Annotated in this window: 20 protein-coding genes; 8 read left to right on the forward strand and 12 right to left on the reverse strand. The window is 68.6% G+C overall.

The annotated features are described in order from the left end of the window. Nucleotides 1-11: 11 nt before the first annotated feature. Complete coding sequence (locus WMK75_RS14165) at nt 12-869, reverse strand: ThiF family adenylyltransferase (protein ID WP_347268284.1); 858 nt, start codon at nt 867-869, stop codon at nt 12-14. 286 nt (nt 870-1,155) lie between these two features. Here WMK75_RS14165 and WMK75_RS14170 point away from each other — a divergent pair, with 286 nt between their 5' ends. From WMK75_RS14170 to WMK75_RS14180, 3 genes are all read left to right on the forward strand, one after another. Beyond that, nucleotides 1,156-2,049, forward strand: coding sequence for a LysR family transcriptional regulator (locus WMK75_RS14170; RefSeq protein WP_347268285.1), 894 nt, complete (start codon nt 1,156-1,158; stop codon nt 2,047-2,049). A 41-nt stretch (nt 2,050-2,090) separates the two neighbouring features. Beyond that, nucleotides 2,091-3,257, forward strand: a complete 1,167-nt coding sequence (locus WMK75_RS14175; RefSeq protein ID WP_347268286.1) for a low temperature requirement protein A — start codon at nt 2,091-2,093, stop codon at nt 3,255-3,257. Between the two features lie 69 nt (nt 3,258-3,326). Continuing rightward, nucleotides 3,327-4,124, forward strand: coding sequence for a hypothetical protein (locus tag WMK75_RS14180; RefSeq protein WP_347268287.1), 798 nt, complete (start codon nt 3,327-3,329; stop codon nt 4,122-4,124). A gap of 8 nt (nt 4,125-4,132) precedes the next feature. On the opposite strand, the gene WMK75_RS14185 is transcribed toward WMK75_RS14180, so the two are convergent. From WMK75_RS14185 to ytfQ, 10 genes are all read right to left on the reverse strand, one after another. Then, nucleotides 4,133-4,519 carry a GtrA family protein gene (locus tag WMK75_RS14185; RefSeq protein ID WP_347268288.1) on the reverse strand — a complete coding sequence of 129 codons (387 nt, stop codon included), beginning with the start codon at nt 4,517-4,519 and terminating at the stop codon, nt 4,133-4,135. Then, nucleotides 4,516-6,102, reverse strand: a complete 1,587-nt coding sequence (locus WMK75_RS14190; RefSeq protein WP_347268289.1) for a hypothetical protein — start codon at nt 6,100-6,102, stop codon at nt 4,516-4,518. Before WMK75_RS14190 ends, WMK75_RS14185 begins: the two co-directional genes overlap by 4 nt. 11 nt (nt 6,103-6,113) lie before the next feature. Further along, the gene (locus WMK75_RS14195; protein WP_347268290.1) at nt 6,114-7,022 is read right to left on the reverse strand and encodes an NAD-dependent epimerase/dehydratase family protein; all 909 of its coding nucleotides are present in this window, start codon (nt 7,020-7,022) and stop codon (nt 6,114-6,116) included. Further along, nucleotides 7,019-8,050 (reverse strand): glycosyltransferase, encoded by a 1,032-nt coding sequence (locus tag WMK75_RS14200; RefSeq protein WP_347268291.1) that lies wholly within the window; start codon nt 8,048-8,050, stop codon nt 7,019-7,021. The genes WMK75_RS14195 and WMK75_RS14200 overlap by 4 nt, the downstream gene beginning before the upstream one ends. A gap of 110 nt (nt 8,051-8,160) precedes the next feature. Continuing rightward, nucleotides 8,161-10,146, reverse strand: coding sequence for an acyltransferase family protein (locus WMK75_RS14205; RefSeq protein WP_347268292.1), 1,986 nt, complete (start codon nt 10,144-10,146; stop codon nt 8,161-8,163). Between the two features lie 139 nt (nt 10,147-10,285). Beyond that, complete coding sequence (locus WMK75_RS14210) at nt 10,286-11,038, reverse strand: FadR/GntR family transcriptional regulator (protein WP_347268293.1); 753 nt, start codon at nt 11,036-11,038, stop codon at nt 10,286-10,288. A 2-nt stretch (nt 11,039-11,040) separates the two neighbouring features. Next, entirely contained in the window at nt 11,041-12,024 is a 984-nt protein-coding gene (yjfF, locus tag WMK75_RS14215; protein WP_347268294.1) for a galactofuranose ABC transporter, permease protein YjfF, read from the reverse strand. Continuing rightward, nucleotides 12,021-13,022, reverse strand: a complete 1,002-nt coding sequence (locus tag WMK75_RS14220; protein WP_347268295.1) for an ABC transporter permease — start codon at nt 13,020-13,022, stop codon at nt 12,021-12,023. The genes yjfF and WMK75_RS14220 overlap by 4 nt, the downstream gene beginning before the upstream one ends. Further along, entirely contained in the window at nt 13,019-14,527 is a 1,509-nt protein-coding gene (locus WMK75_RS14225) for a sugar ABC transporter ATP-binding protein (RefSeq protein ID WP_347268296.1), read from the reverse strand. The genes WMK75_RS14220 and WMK75_RS14225 overlap by 4 nt, the downstream gene beginning before the upstream one ends. Before the next feature lie 56 nt (nt 14,528-14,583). Then, complete coding sequence (ytfQ, locus tag WMK75_RS14230; RefSeq protein ID WP_347268297.1) at nt 14,584-15,543, reverse strand: galactofuranose ABC transporter, galactofuranose-binding protein YtfQ; 960 nt, start codon at nt 15,541-15,543, stop codon at nt 14,584-14,586. A gap of 229 nt (nt 15,544-15,772) precedes the next feature. On the opposite strand from ytfQ, the gene WMK75_RS14235 reads away from it, so the two are divergent. From WMK75_RS14235 to WMK75_RS14255, 5 genes are all read left to right on the forward strand, one after another. Continuing rightward, nucleotides 15,773-17,203: a hypothetical protein gene (locus WMK75_RS14235; RefSeq protein ID WP_347268298.1), complete on the forward strand. Its 1,431-nt coding sequence runs from the start codon at nt 15,773-15,775 to the stop codon at nt 17,201-17,203. A 1-nt stretch (nt 17,204) separates the two neighbouring features. Then, nucleotides 17,205-18,035 carry a hypothetical protein gene (locus WMK75_RS14240; RefSeq protein ID WP_347268299.1) on the forward strand — a complete coding sequence of 277 codons (831 nt, stop codon included), beginning with the start codon at nt 17,205-17,207 and terminating at the stop codon, nt 18,033-18,035. Further along, on the forward strand, nt 18,035-19,114 hold the full coding sequence (locus tag WMK75_RS14245) for a hypothetical protein (protein ID WP_347268300.1): 1,080 nt from the start codon (nt 18,035-18,037) through the stop codon (nt 19,112-19,114). The genes WMK75_RS14240 and WMK75_RS14245 overlap by 1 nt, the downstream gene beginning before the upstream one ends. Nucleotides 19,115-19,128: 14 nt before the next feature. Then, nucleotides 19,129-20,157, forward strand: a complete 1,029-nt coding sequence (locus tag WMK75_RS14250) for a hypothetical protein (RefSeq protein ID WP_347268301.1) — start codon at nt 19,129-19,131, stop codon at nt 20,155-20,157. 88 nt (nt 20,158-20,245) lie between these two features. Further along, complete coding sequence (locus WMK75_RS14255; protein ID WP_347268302.1) at nt 20,246-20,935, forward strand: thermonuclease family protein; 690 nt, start codon at nt 20,246-20,248, stop codon at nt 20,933-20,935. 149 nt (nt 20,936-21,084) lie between these two features. Here WMK75_RS14255 and WMK75_RS14260 read toward each other — a convergent pair whose 3' ends face one another. After that, on the reverse strand, nt 21,085-21,534 hold the full coding sequence (locus WMK75_RS14260) for an SDR family oxidoreductase (RefSeq protein ID WP_347268303.1): 450 nt from the start codon (nt 21,532-21,534) through the stop codon (nt 21,085-21,087). Nucleotides 21,535-21,634 lie beyond the last annotated feature (100 nt).

Raw genomic sequence — 21,634 nt, forward strand, 5'->3', positions numbered from 1 at the left:
CCGCCGAGGCGCTACTCCTCGCCCGCCCGATGCGCCAACGTCGCCCGCACCCAGTCCTGATCACGCACCGCCTCGCCCGAAAAGATCTCGAACGCGTCGATGCCCTGGTGGAAATACAGCTCATAGCCGCTGAGAAAGCGCGCCCCGAGCCGCGTCATCTGGCCGCGAAAGATCGTATGCGCCGGGGTATAGACGGCATCGAAGGCCCAGCCGACCTGACCCGCGACATCCTCGGGCAGGGGCGAGCCCTCGCGGCCGACCATGCCCAGCGGCGTGCAGTTCACCACCCCGTCGAAACCGTGCAGATCGCGCCGCGGAGCGGCGCCGGCGACGCTGATGCGCAGGCCTGAATGGGCATGGACCGCCTCGGCCAGCGCCTCGGCCTTGGACGGGTCGGTGTCGCACAGGGTGATCTCCTGCGCGCCCAGGTCGGCCAGGGCAAAGGCGATGGCACGGCCGACGCCGCCGGCGCCGATCATCAGCACCCGGCCCGGCGCCAGATCCGGCAGCACCGCGCGATAGCCGGCCTTGAAGCCGCTGAAATCGGTATTGTGGGCGCGCGGCCCCTCGGGGGTGAACTTGACGGTATTGGCCGCCCCCATCGCCGCCACCACCGCCGAGGCCGGCTGTGCCAGCTGCACCGACAGTTCCTTGAACGGATAGGTCACGTTCACGCCGGTGAAACCGGCCTTGCGGCAGGTCTCGAAGGCGGTCTCGAAATCGCAGCCGCGCTCGGCCGGGATGACCAGATCATAGGTGACGTTATAGCCGGTCGCCAGGCCGCAGACCATGTGCAGCGCCGGGGAGCGGGTGGCGGTGATATTGCCGCCGATCAGGCCAAGTCGCAATGACGGGGCGAAGGGGCGCATGGTCAACCTCCTGCGGGAATATGGAAATCCTGTGCCGACAATCGCATTTCGGCGGCGCTGCGTCCACGATGGCGGGGCCGAAACCCGGGCAATGCGGCGGCCTTGTGGATGACATGATGTTAATCCGGCCCGGTTTGACTGCCGTGAACTGCGTGGCGGCGCCGGTCGCGCGCCCCTATCGCGGCCTCGGGATCTGTCGTATCTTGCCGCGCAGGCCATGGCGCGGGCGCTGCGCCGGGGGCGGGCCTTCGCCTTGCGACCCCTTTTGCCGGCCGGGGGAGGGCTGATGCTGACGCTGCGCCAGATCGAGGTGATCCGCGCCATCACCATAGCCGGCACGGTCAAGGGCGCCGCGGAACTGCTGGGCGTCTCGGCACCGGGCATCTCGCGGCTGATGAAACATACCGAGGGGCAGCTGGGCATGCGGCTGTTCAGCCGCATGCACGGCCATTTCACCCCTACCGACGAGGCGCGCACCATCTTCGACCAGATCAACAGCGTCTATGACCGGGTGGAAAAGCTGCAGATGTCCATCGACGCGATGAAGCGCGGCGCCAGCACGGTCTTTGCCCTTGCCTCGGTGCCGTCGCTGGCCAGCCATGTCGTGCCCAGTGCCATCCGCCGCCTGCAGACGGAATATCCCGACATGCGCATGGCGATCGACATCCTCAAGATCGAGGAGGCGGTGGACTATCTGCTGCTGCAGCGCGGCGAGGTGGTGGCGATGAGCTACAAGATCGACCATCCCGGGCTGATGTCCCATCCCCTGGCGCCGGGGCGGCTGGTCGCGGTCGTGCCCGCCGAACACCCGCTGGCGGCGCGGCCCGAGGTGACGCTGGCCGAACTGGCCGCCGAGCGCCTGATCGGCATCGAGCCCAGGGACCCCTATGGCAAGATCATCGCCGATCCGTTCCACGAGGCGGATCTGCCCTATCGGCTGGCGATCGTGGCGCGCTTCAGCCATACCGTGCTGACCCTGGTCGGCCAGGGGCTGGGCGTGGCGGTGATCGACGAATTCTCGGTGCAGGGGGCGCTGCCGCGGGGCGTCGCCGTGCGCCCCATCGCCGAGCCGACCTCGTTTCGCACCTATGCGGTGGTCAATGCCGACCGGCCGCGCTCGAACCATGCCGACGCCTTTATCGCGGCGCTGCGCGCGGTCATGCGCGCGCGCGTGCCCTGAGGCGGTCGCGTCCCTTTGCCGCCCGCAAGCAGGAGCCCCCGATGCCCACCGCCGCAGATTTCCGTTTTGCTGCCCGCGATCCGCATGAAGGGCATCGCGGCGCCAGCCCGCTTGAGCTGATCTTCGATCTGGCGACGGTCATCGCCATTGCCGCCGCCGCGCATGGCCTGGCCGGGGCGGTCGAGAGCGGCCGGATCCTGCCCGGGGTGATCGGGTTTTTGTGCAGCTTTTTCATGATCTGGTGGGCCTGGATGAACTACAGCTGGTTCGCCTCGGCCTATGACGACAGTTCCTCGGGTTTTCGCATGATGACCATGGTGGTCATGTTCGGCGCGCTGATGCTGGCCGCCGGCATCGGCGCGGTCTTTGCCGGCGAACGCATCTGGCTGGCGCTGCTGGGCTTTGTGATCATGCGCGCCGGCATGGTGGCCTTCTGGCTGGGCGCGGCGCGCGGCGATCCGGGCCGCCGGGCGACGGCGCATGCCTATGCCGCGGGCATCGGGGCCATGCAGATCTGGTGGATCGCCGTCGTGGTTCTGGTGGCGCCGCAATCCCCCGCCTATCTGCCGCTGTTCCTGCTGGGCGTCGCCGGAGAGCTGGCGGTCCCCGTCCGGGCCGAGCGCCGGGGCGCCACGCCATGGCACCGCCAGCACATGATCGAGCGCTATGGCGGGCTCAACGTCATCGTGCTGGCCGAGGTGTTCCTGGCGATCAGCGCCATGATCCGCCTGCCCGCCGGCGCCGCCCTGCCGGATGCGGGGCTGATCTGGCTGGCCCTGCTCTCGGCGGTCATCGCATTCGCGCTTTGGGGCATCTATTTCGCCGAGGGTGCGCATCTGACCGGCGAAGGGCTGCATCACGCGCTGCTCTGGGGTTACGGCCATCTCGCGCTGTTCGCCGCCGGGGCGGCGACCGGCGCGGGGCTGACGGTGATGCGGGCGGTGGCAAGCCATGCCGCCCATGTCCCGGCGCGCAGCGGAATCGTGGCTGTGACGCTGCCGGTGGCGGTCTATCTGGCGGTGCTGTGGCTGATCCGCGACCGGCTGTGCCTGGCGGGCGCGGCGCGCTGGCTGCTGCCTGCAGCCGCAGCGCTGGTGCTGGTCATCGGCCGCGCCGCCCCGGTGCCTGCCGCGCTGCCCGCCAGCGCCCTGTTGCTGGCCGGCGCCGCCCTGTTGCGGCGGAGTCTGGCGCAAGCCACAGCCGGATGATAGCACGTCCTGACCGTCCACAGGCGGTGACGGGCAATAGCAGAACCAACTTGGGAGAACAGCGAGTCCATGGATCATTTCGCACGCCTGGCCAGCTATAGTCCGGCGCTTTTCCTGCTGGTGCTTTTCCTGCTGATGGTCGTCGCGCGCGAGATCGGCCTCTGGCTGGGCCGGCGCAATGCCGGCCGGGAGGCCGCGCGCGAGGGCGTGGGCGTGGTGGTGGGCAGCATGCTGGGCCTGCTGGCCTTCGTGCTGGCGCTGACGCTGTCCTCCTCGGCCACCCGCTTTCAGGAACGCCGCCAGGCCACGCTGGACGAGGCCAATGCCATCTCTGCGGCCTGGTCGCAGGCGCAGGTGGTGGGCGGTGCCGAGGGCGAGGGCATCGACCGCCTGATGGCGGAATATACCGATGTCCGGCGCCAGTTCGTCGCCGCCCCGCCCGATGCCGAACGGCTTGCCGAAATCGATCGGCAAAGCGTCAGGCTGCAGGGGCAGATGCGGGATCTGGCGGCGGCGGCCACCCGCGACCGGCCCAGCCAGCTGACCAGGCCGCTGCTGGAGCAGCTCGATTCGGCCTTCGGCGCGGCCACCACGACGCGATTCGCCTTCTCGGCCCGGCTGGCGCCGCAGATCTTCTGGCTGCTGCTGACCATGACCTGCCTTTCGGTCGCCGGGCTTGGCTATCAGATCGGCATGCGCGGCCAGGGGCTGCGGGTGCTGTCCTCGCTGATGATCTTCATGTGGGCCTTCGTGGTCGTGGACATCCTCGACCTGGGCACGGCGCGGACCGGCTCGATCAACAACGACACCTCGGTCTATCAATGGGTCATCGAGGACATGGCCGGGGCGCCCGAGCCCGGATCCTGAAGGCGGGCTCAGCCGCGATAGACCCAGTGTTTCGAGACCACGAAGATCAGCGCCGAGATCAGGCCGGTGACCACGATCTGGCTGGCAAACAGCGCCGTGCCCAGCCCCTCGACCAGCCCGGCCATCAGAAGCGAGTTCAGCGCCATCGCCCCCAGGTGCATGGCGCCAAAGCGCGACAGGCTGCGCCGGGTCGGCGGTCCGGCCCGGAAGGTCAGCCAGCTTTGCAGCACGTAATTGTAGATCATGCTGATGGCGTAGCAGCAGGCGGTCAGCAGCAGCACGCTGTCGATGCGCCCGCTGAGCGCCCAGAGCAGCAGGAAGTAAAGCCCGGTCGAGGAGGCGCCGACCAGCACGAAGCTGAGCACCTGGCGAAGATGCGGCCAGGCGAGGTTCATCTGGCGCTCCGTTCGAACAGCGTGCCATAGTCGCCCTGCATGCGCACGCGATAATCCCCGCCCATATAGGCCAGCAGCGCCGCCAGCACCGGCGTGTTATCGCCCTCAGGCTCCAGGCCGCCGGCGCCCTGGCTGAAGGGCCGGCCGGTGATCAGCACGAATTTCGGCTGCGCCTGCCGCAGCCCCTGTTCGATCTCGGCCATCCAGGGGCCGTAAAGCGTGAATTCGGGCGACATCAGCTCGATCGCCGGGGTGATGAAGCGATGCGCCGGCAGGCGCTGCGCCAGATAGGGCACATAATAGGCCGGGCCGTATTGCACCATGCGGTCCTCGGGGCCGGTCTCGGCGCGGATGATCTCGACCATGCGGGCCTGTTCCGCGGCGGGGATGTCATAGCCGCCCGCAATCGGGGCCAGGCCATGCGCCGGCACGTCGGCCAGCCGCGGCAGGTCGCGCGCCAGCTTGGCGGCGCTGCCCAGAACCACCAGCCCGGCCAGCGCCGCCAGCGCCATGCCGAAGGCCCGGCGCCGCCGCGGGCCGCGGACCTGGCGCCAGCGCGCCTCGAGCTGGTCGAGCGCCACCGCCGTCAGCATGACCAGCAGCGGCAGAAAGCCCGCGACGTGATAGCCGAAACCCTTGTTCTGGACGTAGAAGGACAGCAGGATCGCCGCGCCGAGACCCAGGAGCAGCTGCAGCGGATAGCGGATGGCGCGGTCGCGCAGCAGCCACAGCCCCAGCCCGATCAGGCCGCACAGGCTGAGCCAGTGCCACCAGCGCGTGAACAGCACCACCAGCGTCTGCGCCAGGTCCATGGGCGGGTTGTCGTAATAGACCTGCGAGGTGAACTGCACCGACTGCTGATACCAGTCGTCCAGATTGCCCGCCGCCAGCGCCCAGGCCAGCACCGCGGCGATCACCAGGCCAAAGCCCGCGACCAGCGCCGCGGCGCGCACCGCCAGCCGGTGGCGCCGGGGCTGCCCGGTCCAGCCGCGCGGCAGGGCCTCGAGGATGAGAAGCCCGGCCAGCACCGAAAGATAGGTCGGCCGGATCAGCACCGCGACCGCGACCAGGGCGCCGGCCAGAAGCAGGGCGGCGCGCTCGCGCCCCGGGGGGGCCAGCATGGCGCAGCAGGCGATGACCAGAAAGCCCATGGCGACAATGTCGCGCTGCCCGGCCATCCAGCCGCCGGCGGTGACATAGATCGGCGGATAAAGCGCCAGCGCGACCCAGGGCGCCAGGCGGAACCCGGCCCGCGACAGAAACAGCGCCGCCGCGATCGCGGCCAGCTGCATCAGCAGGAAATCGGCCATGTGCCAGGCCCAGGGCACCGGGCCGAACAGCCGGATCGCCGCTTCGTGCAGCAGCATGGCGCCGGGCCAGTTCATGTCGAAACTGCCGGCATAGAAGGTCTGGCCCTGGGTCGCCATCCAGGCCATGTAATCGAACTGCGCCTGGTCCGGCGAGGGCTCGGTCTTGAGATGCAGCAGGCCCAGCACCGGCGCCGAGATCAGCCACAGCAGGAACAGGCCGCGCCGCCAGGGTGCCGGATCCGGGGTCGTCGCGGCGGAAATTGGGTCGGGCATGGCGGGCTCCTTCAGGCTGAACCGCTGCGCAGGATGGTCACGATGCGGGCAATGCCGCTGCCCAGGGCGGTGGCCCGCCAGTCCGTCGGCAGGGCCGAGGGCAGAAAGCTCATGTCCTGGCTGTTCGAGGGATGCGGGTCGAACTGCAGCATGAGCGGCCGGTCCAGCCGCTCGTGGATGCGTTCGATCACCTCGAAGACCGAGGCCGGGCGGCCGCTGGCCAGCAGCAGCGGCCCGGTATCGGGGCCGGGATCGGGGTCCATGATGCGCCGCGCCATGAATTGGCCGATGTCGTCGGCCAGCACATAGTCGCGCAACGTGTTGGGATTGCCGAAGATGCGCGTCATGCGCCCCTGCAGGGCATTGGCGATCAGCGCCGCGACCAGGCCCACGCGTTTCGATCGCGTGATGCCATAGACCGAGCTGGGCCGATAGACATGGCGCCGGTCCAGCCCGACGGCGCGGCGCAGCAGCTCTTCCTGCATGAGCTTGCCCTGGCCGTAGGGGCGCAGCGGCGCCGGCCGGCTGTCCCGGCCGCAATGGGTCTGGCCCTCGAACAGCCCGCCGGCCGAGCTGAGCATGTGGACATCCACGCGCCGGTCGCGGCGCAGCGCCTGCGCCATGTGCAGCAGCTCGGCCAGAAGCGCGGTCTCCTGGCGCATCTCGGGCAGGGATGAGGCAAAGCCGCTGCTGCCGCCGGCCCAGACCAGGGCGATGCGGCCGGCATCGGGCAGCGCGGCGCGGATCGCCGCGCGCTGGTCGCGCCGCCGCGCCGGGTCGTGCCAGTCATAGGCCATGGTCTGCTGCGCCACGGCCTGAAAGCGCAGGCGCAGGGCACGGTCCACCGCCCCGCCGATCAGCCCGAGGCCGAACAGCAGGATCACCGGCCCCTCGGCGTCGGCGGCCCGCAGGATCTTCATGGATGCGGGTCCGGGCGCGCATCCAGCCAGCGCGCCGCCGCCGCGTCGCCCGAGCGGTCGATGGTGAAGAAGGTGGGCTTGCCATGCGCGCGCAGCACCATCGAGGACAGGTATTGCAGCGCGATCCCCAGCATGAAGGTCGAGAGGCCGCCAAAGAACATGATGGCCAGAAACAGCGAGGTCCAGCCCTGCACCTGGATGTCCATGGGAAAGAACAGCCGCACGGTGAGGAAATAGATCCCCGCCAGAACCGAAAACAGCATCGCCCCCAGCCCCAGCACGGCGCCGATCCGCAGCAGTTTGATCTGGCTGGAAAAGATCATCCGCCAGCCATGCGAAAGCAGCGATTTCAACCCATAGCCGCTGCGGCCGGTGCGGATATAGCGCTCGTCCTTCATCTCGACGTTCAGCGCGCGGATGCTTTGGGTGAACCAGCCCAGCGTGATGTCCAGATAGGTGTCATGCGAACAGACGCTGGCCGCGGCCCGGGCCAGCGGCCCGCGGATCAGCCGGAAACTGTTGAAGCTGGACAGGTTCGGATTGTCGGTCAGCCATTGCATGACGCGCTTGAAGCTGCGCGAGGTCCAGTCGCGCATCGCCGCCTCATGCACGGCCGAGGCCGGCCGGGCATAGACGATGTCGGCATGTTGACCCACCGCCTCGCGCAGCAGGCGCGGGATGACTTCGGGGCGGTGCTGCAGGTCCTCGTCCATGGTCACCACCCAGTCGCCGGAACTGTGCAGGATGCCGACGATGGTGGCCGGGTGCTGGCCGAAATTGCGCGACAGGTGCAGCGGCACGATCCAGGGATGTTCGCGCGCCAGGCGGTCGATCTTGGCGCCGGAATCGTCGATGGCGGCATCGTCGACCAGGATCGCCTCGGCCAGGGCAAAGGGCGCCCCCTGCGCCAGCCAGTCGCGGCGCAGCCCGTCGAGCGCCGCGACCAGCGCCTCGAGATAATCGCTGCCGCTGTAGACCGGCACCACCACGCTGATCATCGTGCTGTGGGGCTTGGGCGTGTCTGTCATGGTCATCCGGTCCGCAATTGCATCCCCGCCATCTGAGCTTGCCGCGCCCCCACTTTGTCAAGAGAGCGCGGCGGGGCAGCAGCGTCACCTGCCCATTCCGACAGGCACGTTCAGCGCAGCAGCGCCGCCAGTCCCGGTGCCAGTTCCAGCGAGCCGCGTCGCGACAGGTGGTTGTCGTCCCAATAGGCCGGCAGGCCGTCGCGGGTGGTGACCCGACACAGGCTGGCGTCGCAAAGCAGATCCTCGAGCGGCAGCAGCTCGATCTCGCCCCGCGCGGCATGGGGGGCGAAGATCGCCGCGGTCGAGCGCTGGAAATCCTCGTATTCCTCGCGCCGGGTGCGCAGGTCCAGGTCGCGATGGGTGCGCGCCGTCATCACCATGGCGATCGAGACGTGATAGCCCACGTCCGGCACCTGGTTCACCACCACCACCTTCAGGCCGCGACGGCTGAATTCGGCCAGGGTGCGCGCCAGGGCGCGGCGAAAGGCGCGCGGGTTCTCCTCAAGGCTGGGCGCCGGGCTTTGCGCGTCGATGACCAGGCTTTGCCGGGCGGTGGGCGCATGCTGAAAGCGCACCCCTTGCGCATAGACCGACCAGCGGCTGACCAGATAGACCGTGCGGATGCCCGGATTGCTGTCGAGAATGGACAGCACATGGTCGCCCAGCGGAAAACACAGGCCGGGGAAGGGATCATTGGCCCGGCTCAGCCCCAGCAGGGTGACGCAGCCCGGGATGCCGACATATTGCCCGCCCCGGCCCAGCGAGGCCATGGCCGCGTCGAAGCCCGGCAAAAGCGCCAGCCCGTGCGAATCGCCCCAGACGAGGAAACTCTCCGGGGCGCCGGGCGCGCCGATGTGGCAGCGCGCGATCTCGCGCCAGTCGCCGTTGCCCTCGCAGGGGGTGCTGCCGTCCTTGACCTCCTCGACCAGCAGCAGCCGCTCTGCCTCGGAGAACCGCCCCGGCAGGCCCCGGCTTTGCACCAGCACCCCCGACAGGGCGCTGACCGCAAGGATGCAGGCCGCGCCCGCCCACAGCACCGGATGGCGCAGCCACCCCCGCCGGCGCCCGGCATGGCGGGCGGGCTGCTCGACAAAGCGCCAGGACAGGATCGACAGCAGCACCGAGCCGATGACCGCCAGGCTCATCTGCAAGGGAGTCGGCGGGTCGATGGTCCACAGCCGCAGCAGCACGATCACCGGCCAGTGCCAGAGATACAGCGAATAGGAGATCAGCCCGAGGCCGCGCATCGGCGCGCTGGCCAGCAGCCGCGTCGCCACGCCGCCACCGAGGCTGCCCGCCAGGATCAGCGCCACCGAACCCGCCACCGGCAGCCCCGCCTGCCAGCCCGGAAAGGGCGTCGCGGTGCTGAAGGCGAAACCCGCGCCCACGACCAGCGCCAGCCCGGCGATCCCCAGCGCCTGCGCGATCCAGGCCCGGCCTTGGGGCAGCGCGCGCGGGGCATGGATGGCCAGCAGGCTGCCCGCCAGCAGTTCCCACGCCCGCGTGGGCGCCAGATAGAAGGCCATGGTCGGCCGTATCCCGGTCAGCACCACGCAGGCCGCAAAGCTGAGCGCCGCCACCGCCCAGACCACCGGCCCGACCCGGCCCGGCCAGCGCCGCAGCAGGGTGATGATGAAGATCGGAAAGAAGATGTAGAACTGTTCCTCGACCGCCAGCGACCAGGTGTGCAGCAGCGGCTGGGTTTCCGCATCCGGCGCGAAATAGTTCGATGTCATGCCCAGATAGAAGTTCGACACGAACAGCATGGTGGCCAGCATGGAGCGGCCGTAATCGGCCAGTTGCGGCGGGGTCAGCACATGGATCCCCGCCGCCGTGGTCGCCAGCAGCACCACGGCCAGCGCCGGAAAGATGCGCCTTATCCGCCGCTCATAGAAGCGGGCCAGGGAATGGCTGCCGTCCCGGCCTTCGCGCAGCAGGATCGAGGTGATCAGATAGCCCGAGATCACGAAAAACACATCGACGCCGATGAAGCCGCCGGCAAGCCCGGGCACGCCGGCATGGAACAGGACCACAAGCCCGACGGCGACAGCCCGCAGCCCGTCGATGTCGGGCCGGTAAAGAGGAGAGGATGTCATGCTTTCCGAACTTTGTCCTTATGCCTGCGCGGGCGCAGATGCCCCCGGAACCTTCCGGCAGTCTGCGGCGAATTTCGCCATCGTCAACATGTCGATCAGGGGGGTGACAAGGCCGTGAATGCGCATCGCAGCGGGCGGATCAGGTCGGGGCGGCGGTGCCCTGCGCGGCAAAGGCGAGGCTGGCGCGCTCCACGCCCTCCTGGATGACCACGCGCATGGCCTCGGCGGCGGCCTCGGGGTCGCGGGCGGCGATGGCCGAGGCGATGCGCAGGTGCTGGGCGGCGCTATGGGCGATCCCCGCCGGGCTGAGCGCCGGCGAGGAGATCTGGAACGAGACCGCCAGCGCCGCCTCGATCAGGGTGGTGACCGAGCGCATGAGGGGGTTGCCCGACATCGCCGCCACCGCGAGGTGAAAGTTCAGATCCTCTTGCGCAAAGCTTTCGCGGCTGTGGCCGGGGTTGTCGATGCGGGCGGCGATGGCAAACAGGCGGGCGATTTCCCCGGCCGAGGCGTTTTGCGCCGCAAGGCGGGCGGCGGCGGGCTCGAAGGCCTGGCGCATCTCGCTCAGATGGGTGACGAAATCCGGGTCCATGCCGGATTGCATCTTCCAGGAGATCACGTCGGAATCGACGAAATTCCACTGCTCGGCCGGGTTGACGCTGGTGCCGACGCGCGATTTCGCCTGCACCAGCCCCTTGGCGGCCAGGGTCTTCATCGCCTCGCGCAGGACGCTGCGCGAGACGGCGAAACGTTCCTGCAATTGCGGATCGCCGGGCAGGATCGCGCCTTGCGCAAATTCGCCGCCGACGATGGCGCGGCCCAGCCCGTCGACGACGCGGGCGTGGTTCGAGCGCGGCTTGCTGCCGAACATGCGCTGGCGCAGGATGCCCAAGATCAGCCTCCTGCCGCGGATCGCATGGCGGCGCGGCGTTCCGAGAGCAGCAGGATCAGGCGTTGCAGCACGATGAAGGCGAACAGCAGCAGGCCGATGACGATCTTGGTCCACCAGGACGACAGCGTGCCGTCAAAGACGATATAGGTCTGGATCAGCCCCTGGATCAGCACCCCGAAGAGCGTGCCCAGCACCAGCCCGGCCCCCCCGGTCAGCAATGTGCCCCCCACGACCACGGCGGCGATGGCATCCAGCTCAAGCCCGACGGTGGCCAGCGAATAGCCGGCCGAAGTGTAAAGCGTATAGGCCAGCCCCGCCAACCCCGCCATGAAGCCGGAAAAGGCATAGAGCCGGATCATGGTGCGGCGCAGCGGCACACCCATCAGCCCGGCTGATTGTTCCGATCCGCCGATGGCATAGACATTGGCGCCAAAGCGGGTGCGATGCGCGAGGACGACGCCGACGACAAAGGCCGCCAGCATCAGCATGGCCAGAAAGCTGAGCTTGCCCTTGTCCGGCAGGCGGATGAACAGGCCCTTGAGCAGTTTCAGGAAATCATGGCTGATCGGCACGGAATCGGTCGACAGCAGGAAGGCCGCGCCGCGCGCCAGGAACATCCCTGCCAGGGTGACCACGAAGGCCGGCATCTTCAGCGCGTGGATGGTCAGCCCCATCAGCGCCCCGAACCCGGTCGAGACCGCCAGCGCGAAGGCGAAGGCCAGCGCCGGGTGCAGCCCGGCCCGGACCAGCACCGCGACCAGGACCGAGGTGAAGGCGATGACCGCCCCCACCGACAGGTCGATCCCCCCCGACAGGATGACGAAGGTCATGCCGACCGCGGCAATCCCCAGGAAAGCGTTGTCGGTCAGGAGGTTCCCCAGCACCCGGAAGGACAGCATGTTGGGAAACTGCAGCGCGCAAAGGCCGTAGGCCAGCAGAAAGATCAGCACCGTGGCGGCAAAGGGCAGGTTGCGGGCGCGGATCATTGCGGCTTGCTCCGGCGCCGGCCCAGAAGGCCGCGCAGATGGCCCAGTTCATCGGCGACGGCGGGCGATTGCAGGGTCAGGATGGCGACGATCACCACCGCCTTGACGATCAGATTGAATTCGGGCGGCCAGCCCGAGATCAGGATGCCGGTGTTCAGCGCCTGGATGATCAGCGCCCCGATCAGCGAGGCAGTGATCGAAAAGCGCCCGCCGGCCAGCGAGGTGCCGCCGATCACCACCGCCAGGATCGCGTCCAGTTCCAGCCACAGCCCGGCATTGTTCGCATCGGCGCCGTGGATGTCGGCGGTGACGATCATCCCGGCCATCGCCGCGCAAAGGCCAGAGGTCGCATAGGCGGCCAGGATCAGGAAGCGCGCGCGCACGCCCACCAGCATCGCGGCGCGGCGGTTGATGCCCACGGCCTCGACCAGCAGCCCCAGCGCCGTGCGCCGGACCAAAAGCCCGACCGCCAGCCCGACCGTCAGCCAGATCAGCAGCGGCATGGGAATGCCCATGACCGCGCCCGAGCCGATGAAGGCGAAGGCCGGGTCGTTGAAGGTCAGGATCACCCCGCCGGTGACCAGCTGCGCGATGCCGCGCCCGGCGACCATCAGGATCAGCGTGGCGATGATCGGCTGGATGTCGAGAAACGCCACCAGCACGCCGTTCCACAGCCCGCAGGCCAGGCCCAGCGCCAGCGCTACCGCCAGCACCACCGGCAGGGCATGGCCCTCGGCGACCAGGGTGGCGGCCACGGCGCCGGTGATCGCCATGACCGCGCCCACCGAGAGGTCGATCCCTTGTGTCGCGATCACCAGCGTCATGCCGATCGCCAGCAGCGCCACCGGCGCCACGCGCACGCCCACGTCGATCAGGCTGCCGTAAAGCCGCCCGTTCTGCACCGACAGGGAAAAGAACCCCGGCGAGATCAGCCCGACCAGCACCAGCACCACCGCCAGCGCCAGAAGCTGCGGGCGCAATTGGCGAAGCTTCGTCATGGGGCACCTCCGGGCATGGCCATGGCCTCGACGATGGCGGCGGCGGTGATCTGCTCGCGGCCCAGTTCGCGCACATGGTGGCGGTCGGAAAGCACCACCACGCGCGAGGAAAAGGCCACCAGCTCCTCGATCTCCGAGGAGATCACCACCAGCGCCATGCCGCCCTCGCGCAGCTTGCCGATCAGGGCGATGATCTCGGCATGGGCGCCGATGTCGATGCCGCGCGTCGGCTCGTCAAGGATCAGCAGCCGCGGCTCGGTGGCCAGCCAGCGCGCGAGGATCGCCTTTTGCTGGTTGCCGCCGGAGAGGAACTTGATCGGGCGCTCGGGGTCGGGGGGGCGGATGTCCAGGGCCTTGATATAGCGCTCGGTCAGGGCCTCGGCCTCGCGGCGCGGGATCGGGCGCGACCAGCCGCGGCGGGCCTGCAGCGCCAGGATGACATTCTGACGCACCGACAGATCGCCGATGATGCCGTCGGTCTTGCGTTCCTCGGGGCACATGCCGAAGCCAAGCGCGATGGCGTCCTGCGGCGCATGCAGGGTGACGGGGCGGCCGTCGACCTCGGCGGTGCCGCTGTCGGCGCGGTCGATGCCGAACAGTAGCCGCGCGGTCTCGGTCCGGCCCGAGCCCAGCAGCCCGGCGATGCCCACCACCTCGCCGGGGCGGATCGCCAGATCGAAGGGCGCGACCGAGCCGCGCTTGCCATAGCCGCTGAAACGGAAGGCGGCGGGGCTGTCGCTGCGGATCGCACCGGGGTCGCGCTGGCCGCTGGCCTCGGCCAGTTCGCGCCCCAGCATCAGCGCCACCAGCTCGCGGCGCGGCAGATCGGCGATGGCGCGGCTGCCGACCATGCGGCCATTGCGCAAGACCGTCACCCGGTCGGCGATCTGATAGACCTGATCCAGGAAATGCGTGATGATGACGATGGCCAGCCCCTGCGCGCGTAGCTGGCGCAGCACCTCGAACAGCGCCTGCACCTCGCGCGCGTCCAGGCTGGCGGTGGGTTCGTCCAGAAACAGCACCTTGCCCGACAGATCGACGGCGCGGGCGATGGCGATGATCTGGCGGATGGCGACGGGATAGCGGGCAAGCGTCTCGTCAGGGTCGGCGTCGATGCCATGGCGCGCCAGCAGCCGGGCGGCATCGGCGCGCATGCGGCGGCGGTCGACCAGCCCCCAGCGGCGCGGCTGCCGGGTCAGATAGAGGTTCTCGGCCACGGTCAGGTTGTCCAGAAGGTTCACCTCCTGATAGACGGTGCCGATGCCCAGATCCTGCGCCTCGGCGACCGAGCGCGGCGCGACCGCGGCACCGGCCAGCGTCATCTCGCCGGCATCGCGGTGATAGGCGCCGGTCAGGATCTTGACCAGGGTGGATTTCCCGGCCCCGTTTTCGCCCAGAAGGGCGTGAATCTCGCCGGCATGCAGGGTCAGATCGACGCCGTCCAGCACCTTCACGCCGAAAAACGCCTTGTCGATTCCCCGCGCCGTCAGCAGCGCATCGGTCATGTCCGCATCCCGCAAGGCAGGTCGGGCGGGGCGCGGAGGGCGCCCCGCCCCTGGTCTCAGTAGCCGAGGTCCTTCTTCGATTCGTAGACGGCCTTGGGGTCGTCGGCCTGGGTGAACAGCTTCGATTCGGTCTGGATCCATTTCGCCGGCAGCGTGCCGTCGGCCTTGTATTTTTCCAGCACGTCGAAGGCCGGGCCGGCCATGTTCGGGGTCAGTTCGACCGTGGCATTGGCCTCGCCCGCCGCCATGGCCAGAAAGATGTCGGGCACCGCGTCGATCGAGACCACCTTGATGTCGGTGCCGGGCTTCAGCCCCGCCTCCTTGATCGCCTGGATGGCGCCCACGGCCATGTCGTCGTTATGGGCATAGACGGCGCAGATGTCCTTGCCGCCATTCTCGGCCTTGATGAAACTTTCCATCACTTCCTTGCCCTTGGTCCGGGTGAAATCCCCGGTCTGGCTGCGGGTAATGGTGATATTGGCATGACCCGCGATGGCCTCCTCGAAGCCCTTCTTGCGGTTGATCGCCGGGGATGAGCCGGTGGTGCCCTGCAGTTCGACCACCTTGCAGGGCTGCTCGCCGACCTCCTTGACCAGCCAGTCGCCGGCGACCTTGCCCTCATAGACCTGATCCGAGGTCACCGCGGTCAGATACAGATCCTCGGGCGCGTCGATCTGGCGGTCCAGCAGCACCACCGGGATCTCGGCATCCCTGGCCTCGGTCAGGACATCGTCCCAGCCCGTCGCCACCACCGGCGCGATCAGGATCGCATCGACCCCCTGTGCGATGAAGCCGCGCACCGCCTTGATCTGGTTTTCCTGCTTTTGCTGGGCATCGGCGAATTTCAGCTCGATGCCGCGGTCCTTGGCCTGCTGTTGGGTGACCGTGGTTTCCGCCGCGCGCCAGCCCGATTCCGAGCCGATCTGCGAGAAGCCGACGGTCAGATCGGCCGCCAGGACCGCGCCGGACATCATCAGACAGGCGACCGAGCTGGCCGCCACAAGCTTGCACTTCATGATTCTCTCTCCCTGCGAAAGTCCTCCAACCTTCAGGGGGATTGGATAAAGTATGATTTATTTGTCGTCAACGCCGCATTTCGGATGATTTAATGACATCGCGACGGATGGCGCGACCATGCGTCGCCGGAACTGTCGAATCATACAGGTTCCAAAACCCGCCCCCATGTGCTGAGACGGTCCCGGCGCCCCGCCGCCGCATTTCCATTGCGCAACGATTTTGAGGCCCGTGTTGATTTCCCGCCTGAAAAACCTGTTCCGTCAGGATGCCTTCGTGCCCACGCTGGCGGTGTTTCCCGACATCGACGCCGAGGCCATCGCCCGCGAACTGAAACTGGAGGCCGCCGGACGCGAGCGCGGTGCGCAGAACCAGCCCGGCGCCGCCGCCACCGTCCCGGACCATGTCGAGACCGGCATCATCGCCCGCATCGAGGAACTGCGCCGCAAGGGCCTGGAGAACTACGAGAACAACCGCCGCGTCTATAACGAAAGGCTGGCGCGTTCGGGGCAGGCGTCAAAAGATGTCGACATCGCCGCCGGTTCCGCCCGCAATGATTTCGGCGCACTGGTGCAGGTCTGGCGCTCGCGCATCGTTGCCGCGCGCGAGCGGCTGAATGAGACCTATCGCTGGCGCAACCGCTTTCGCGAGATCCACCGGCTGGAGCGCCCCGCCGAGCCGTTCAGCGGTTGGGGCAATGTCATCGCGCTGGCGCTGATCCTGATCGTGCTCGAGGCCGGGCTGAACAGCTACCTGTTTTCCAAGGGCAATGAATTCGGCCTGCTGGGCGGGCTGCTGGTGGCGGTGATCGTGTCCCTGGTCAACGTCGGCTTCTCGCTGCTGCTGGGGTATCTGGCGCGCTATGTCCGGCTGCGCAATCCGCTGATGAAGCTGGTCGGGCTGGCGGCGGTCCCGCTGTGGATGGGCTTTGCCACGGCGATCAACCTGACGGTGGCGCATTTCCGCGACGGGCTCGAGGCCGGGCAGGACTGGCAGCTGGCCGCCGAGGGCGCGGTGCCGGCGCTGCTGACCAACCCCCTTGGCCTGAATACCGTCGAATCCTGGCTGCTGGCCGGGCTCGGGCTGCTGATCTCGACCCTGGCCTTCCGCAAGGGCTGGCACACCGACGACCCCTACCCCGGTTACGGCCCGGTCGAGCGCAGCCTCGATCAGGCCCGGTTGCGCTATGAGGGCGAGCTGGACGAGGCGCTGCGCGACCTGCAGACCAGGCGCGACGAGGCTATCGACGCGCTGCAGGACGCCAATGACCAGGTCCGCGACGCCATCTCCGAGGCGGTGGACGCGCTGTTCGGCCAAAGCAGCCTTGGCGCGCATCTGCAGGCCTTCACCGCGCAATGCGACCTGAAGGTGGCGCATCTGCTGGCGATCTATCGCGACGCCAATATCGCCGCGCGCAAGGAGCCTGCGCCGAAAGGCTTTGCCCAGCCCTTTCGTTTTCCCGAATTCACCCCCGATGCGGTTGACCTGTCGCGCCGCAGCATGGCCGAGGCCGAGGCCGCCAGGGTCAAGGCCACGGTGGACGCGGCCATCGCCGCCATTTTCACCGAATTCGAAACCGCTCGGCAGGTGTTCCATGTCACCGACGAGGTGGAGGCCGGCGGCGTGAAGCCCGGCCCGGTCGCCCTGGACAAGGCGGCCTGAAATGGCGCGCAATCGCAAAGCCGCGCGCCGCCCGGTCGCGCGCCGCTCGGCCGGAACCGGGCTGAAACTGCCGCTGGTCCTTGGCGCGGTCGCCGCGGTGGCGCTGATCGCCGGGCTGTTCGTCTATCAAAGCCAGACCGCCAAGGCGATGGCCATGGACCCCGAGACGCTGTGTCCGGCCGCCGGGCCGCGCGCCATGACCGCGATCCTTGTCGATGTCACCGACGGGCTGGCCCCGGTGCAGGTCGCCAAGCTGCGCGAACTGGTCGGCCAGCGCATCGACGAAGCCGAGGTCGGGACGGCGTTTTCGCTGGGCATGGTCTCGGACGATCCGGCGCGGCTGGGGGCGCAGGTGGCGCTCTGCAAGCCGCATTCCGGCAGGGATGTCTCGGCGCTGAACCAGAACCTGCGGCTGGTGGGCGAACGCTATGAGGGCCGCTTTCTGCAACCGCTGAACGCGATGTTCGAGCAGATGATCGCGGCCAGCGGCGCCAAGCAGTCGCCGATCATGGAGGGGCTGCAGGCCCTGATCAGCGAGACGCCCGGTTTCATCGCATTCGCGGGGCCGAAACGGGTGATCATCGTCTCGGACCTGCTGCAGCACAGCGCGGCGATGAGCTTTTATCGCGGCGAGGACTGGAAAAGCTTCCGCGCCTCGCCCGCCGCCGGGCGGCTGTCGCGCAGCCTCGAAGATGCCGGGGTCGAGCTGTTCCTGATCCCGCGCCCCGGCGAATGGAAGGGCAACGTGGCCACGCTTGAGGATTTCTGGATCCGCTATCTGGACCATCAGGGGGCCTCGGCCCCGAAAGTCACCACGCTGGGGGATCTGTGATGCGCCGCCCGGGCTTGATCCGCAAGACCCATGACATCGCCCCGCGCGACATGCGCGACCGCTTTTTGCTGCTGGCGGCCTTTCTGGCCGGCGCCGGCGGCGGCATCGCGCTGAAGCTCATGGGCGCGCATCCGATCGTCGCGGCGCTTTATGCTGCGATGGTGCTGGTCGTCTATGCGGTCGCGACCTATTCCAGCACGCATCTGCGGCTGGAGCCCGAGGCGATCGGCGACAATTGCTATTACCTTGGTTTCCTCTTCACCCTCACCAGCCTGTCGGTCACGCTGTATTTCGTCGTCGATGCCGGGGCCGAGCGCCGGGCCGAGCTGATCCCCGAGGTGATCTCGGGCTTTGGCGTGGCGCTCTCCTCGACCATCATGGGGGTGTTTTTGCGGGTGCTGATGATGCAGTTCCGCGTCGATGTCGTGGTGCGCGAGCAGCAGACCCGGCTGGAGCTGGACATGGCCGCGCGCGAGTTGCGCGAGGAAATGGCGCGTGGCCTGCGCCAGTTCAAATCCTTCAACATCGAGGCTCTGCAACTGGCGCATGAGCGCGAGACCGCGATGCGCGCCCATAGTGACGCGCTGCTGACCGAATCCCGGGCGCAGATGCGCCGGGGGGCCGAATTGCTGCAGGAGGCCATCCAGTCTGCCACGCGTGAACAGACCGCCGCCGCCATGACGGCGATCCGCGACCAGGCCGGGGCGGCGATGCATCAGGTGACGGCGGCGATCCAGGACGCCTCGATTGCCATTCTGGATGCCGCCAGCACCGCCTTTGGCGCGCTGGAGGCCGAAAAGGGCGCGGTCACCAGCTTCCGGATGACCGTCTCGGACGAGATCGGGCGGGTCTCGCAGTCGCTGGCCGGGGCCAGTGCGCAGATGTCGCAGCAATCCGACCGCATGGCGCAGGCGCTGGCGCAGGCGACCAGCCAGTATGAGGATGCGGCCCGGCGCCTGAGCTTTGCCACCGCTGCGCTGGACGTGACGCTGACCACGCCGCCGGCGCGGCAGTCCCCGGACGAGCGTGCGCGCCGCACCCGGGCCGAACTGGACGAAGCCAGGCCGGCCGGCGAGTGATCGGGGGGCGACGGATGAGCGACGGAACCGATCGCGGCTACAAGCGCGGCGCCATCATGGGCCTGACCGTGGCCGAGGCCTTCATCCTTCTGGCCTTCTGCCTGCTTTTGCTGTTCAGCTGGTGGCAGGTCGAGACCGAGCGCAACACGCTGGTGGCCAGCAAGACCCTCGCCGATCTGAGCGAGGCCGAGAAACGCGACATCCTCGCCGCGCTGTCCGACGGCAGTTTCCAGGTGCTGCTGGCGATGAAAGAGGCGGGCATGCCGGCGCTGGACGCCACCGCCCGCGACAGCGCCAGGGAAATGTCGCGCTTCATGTCGGATGCCGAGCTGCGCCGGCTGATGAAGGGCGCGGCGGAACTGCCGCCCGACGCGCTGCTTACCCTTTCGGACGTGGTCGAGGTCGGCGACAAATCCGCCCTGGTCGAGGTGATGAACCGCATCCGCCAGCAGCAGGCGAGCCCCGGCGACCCGGCCGAGACCATCGCCGGGCGCATCGCCGCCGCCGCCGCCGCCGAGGGCGCGCTGCATGCGGCGCTGGAGGCGGCGCTGGGCGCGCAGATCCGCGGCGCCGGCGGCTCTCTGGCCGCGGATGGCACCATCAGCCTGCCGCAATCGGTGCTGTTCGAGATCAACGACGACCGCATCAAGAACCCGGCCTTTCTGCGCCAGTTCTGCCCGGTCTGGCTGCAGACCATGCGCGCCTCGGGCGTCGACATTTCCGAGCTGAAGATCGAGGGCCATGCCTCGAGCGAGGGCCCGCCCGGCTCCAGCCCGGATGCGGCTTATCTTTACAACCTCGACCTGTCGCAGCGCCGGGCGCAGAATGCGCTGACCATGTGCCTTGGGGGGGTCGAGGACAGCGCCGCGCAGGCCTGGGCGCGCCAGCACCTGACCGCCGTCGGCTATTCCTCGAACCGCACGATCAAGGGTGCCGAGGGGCAGGAGGACCGCGAGAGGTCGCGTCGGGTGATGTTCTCGGCCGATATCGACCGCGAGCGACTGCTGGACGCGATCGGCAGCGACCTTGGCGCCGCGCGCTGAACCGGGTCCGCGGGCATTAACCTGAACAAAGAGTTAAGTTGCACCGGCCGGCGGAATGCCGGATCCTTGCCGGCATCGGAGGAGATCCATGTTGCGTCCTGTCCTGTTCACCGTTTTCGCAGCCTGCCTGCTGCTGCCGGCGCCGCTGCCGGCCGCGCCCGCCGATGCGGCGCTGATTTCCGGGCGGGCGGCGGTGGTCGACGGCGACACCTTGCGCATCGGCGCGGTCACCATCCGCATCCACGGCATCGACGCCCCCGAACAGGGCCAGCGCTGCGACAGGGTCGGCGGCGGCACCTGGGATTGCGGCGAGGCCGCGACCGCGCAGCTTGCCGCCATGGCCGGTGGCAAGGCGCTGGAATGCACCCCGGTGGAGCGCGACGCCTATGGGCGGATCGTCGCCAGATGCCATGCCGCGGGCCGGGACCTGGGCGAGGATCTGGTGGCGCAGGGCCTTGCCTGGGCCTTCACCCGCTATTCAGCCGATTATGCCGCAACCGAGGCCGCGGCCCGGGCCCGGCAGGCCGGCATCTGGCAGGCCGAGACCATGCCGGCCTGGGACTACCGCAAGGAACACTGGGCGCAGGCCGTGGCCGAGCGCGACAGCCGCACCTGCCCGATCAAGGGCAATATCTCCAGCAAAGGCGAGCGCATCTATCACACGCCCTGGTCCCCCGCCTATGCGCGGACGCGGGTCGATGAAAGCCGGGGCGAGCGCTGGTTCTGCGACGAGGCCGAGGCCCTGGCCGCCGGCTGGCGCGCCGCGCGCTGGCGCTAGGCGACCGCGGCCGGCTTTCGCCCGAAAATGCGCCTTGGCGCGTCGCGACATGAACGCGCGGCCCCGGCTTTCCGCGATGCCGGCCTTGATGGCCACCCGGGCGGTGCGGGCCCTGGCCTCGGGCGCGCCACCCTGCAGGTGAATCCGCGTCAGGTCAGGTTCAAGCCGCCATCTGACAGAAGAACCTCTCCCGTGATGTAATCCGCCGTCAGCAGCAACATCACCGCCTGGACAATGTTTTCGGGACCTGCGACCTTTTTCATCGGAGCCTGCGCTTGCCACAATGTCTGCGCCTCGGTCCAGTCGGCGGTGAGGGGCGTATCGACATGACCGGGCGCGACCGCGTTCACCCTGATTTCGGGTCCAAGCGAGCGGGCGAGGAGGCGGGTGACATGATTGAGAGCCGCCTTCGTCGCCGTATAGGGAATCGATCCGCCCTTGGGCCGCACACCGGCGTGCGAGCTGATATTGACCACGCAAGCGCGGCCATTCCCTTGCGCGGATCCGCGCAAATACCTCTCGTTCAGGGCGATCAGCTGGAATGGCGCGATGACATTGACCTCATACAGCGCGCCGGATGTCAGGGCTTGCCGCCGCAAGATCGTCGTGCGGGATCAAGCCACGGGCCGTGTCCCGGGTGATGGTGTAGGAGGCCGCGCGCGGAGCCCCCGGCGTAGCGCAAGCCGCGCGGGCGGGCGC

This window comes from Paracoccus sp. (in: a-proteobacteria) (assembly GCF_039808215.1).
Classification (GTDB): Bacteria; Pseudomonadota; Alphaproteobacteria; order Rhodobacterales; family Rhodobacteraceae; genus Paracoccus.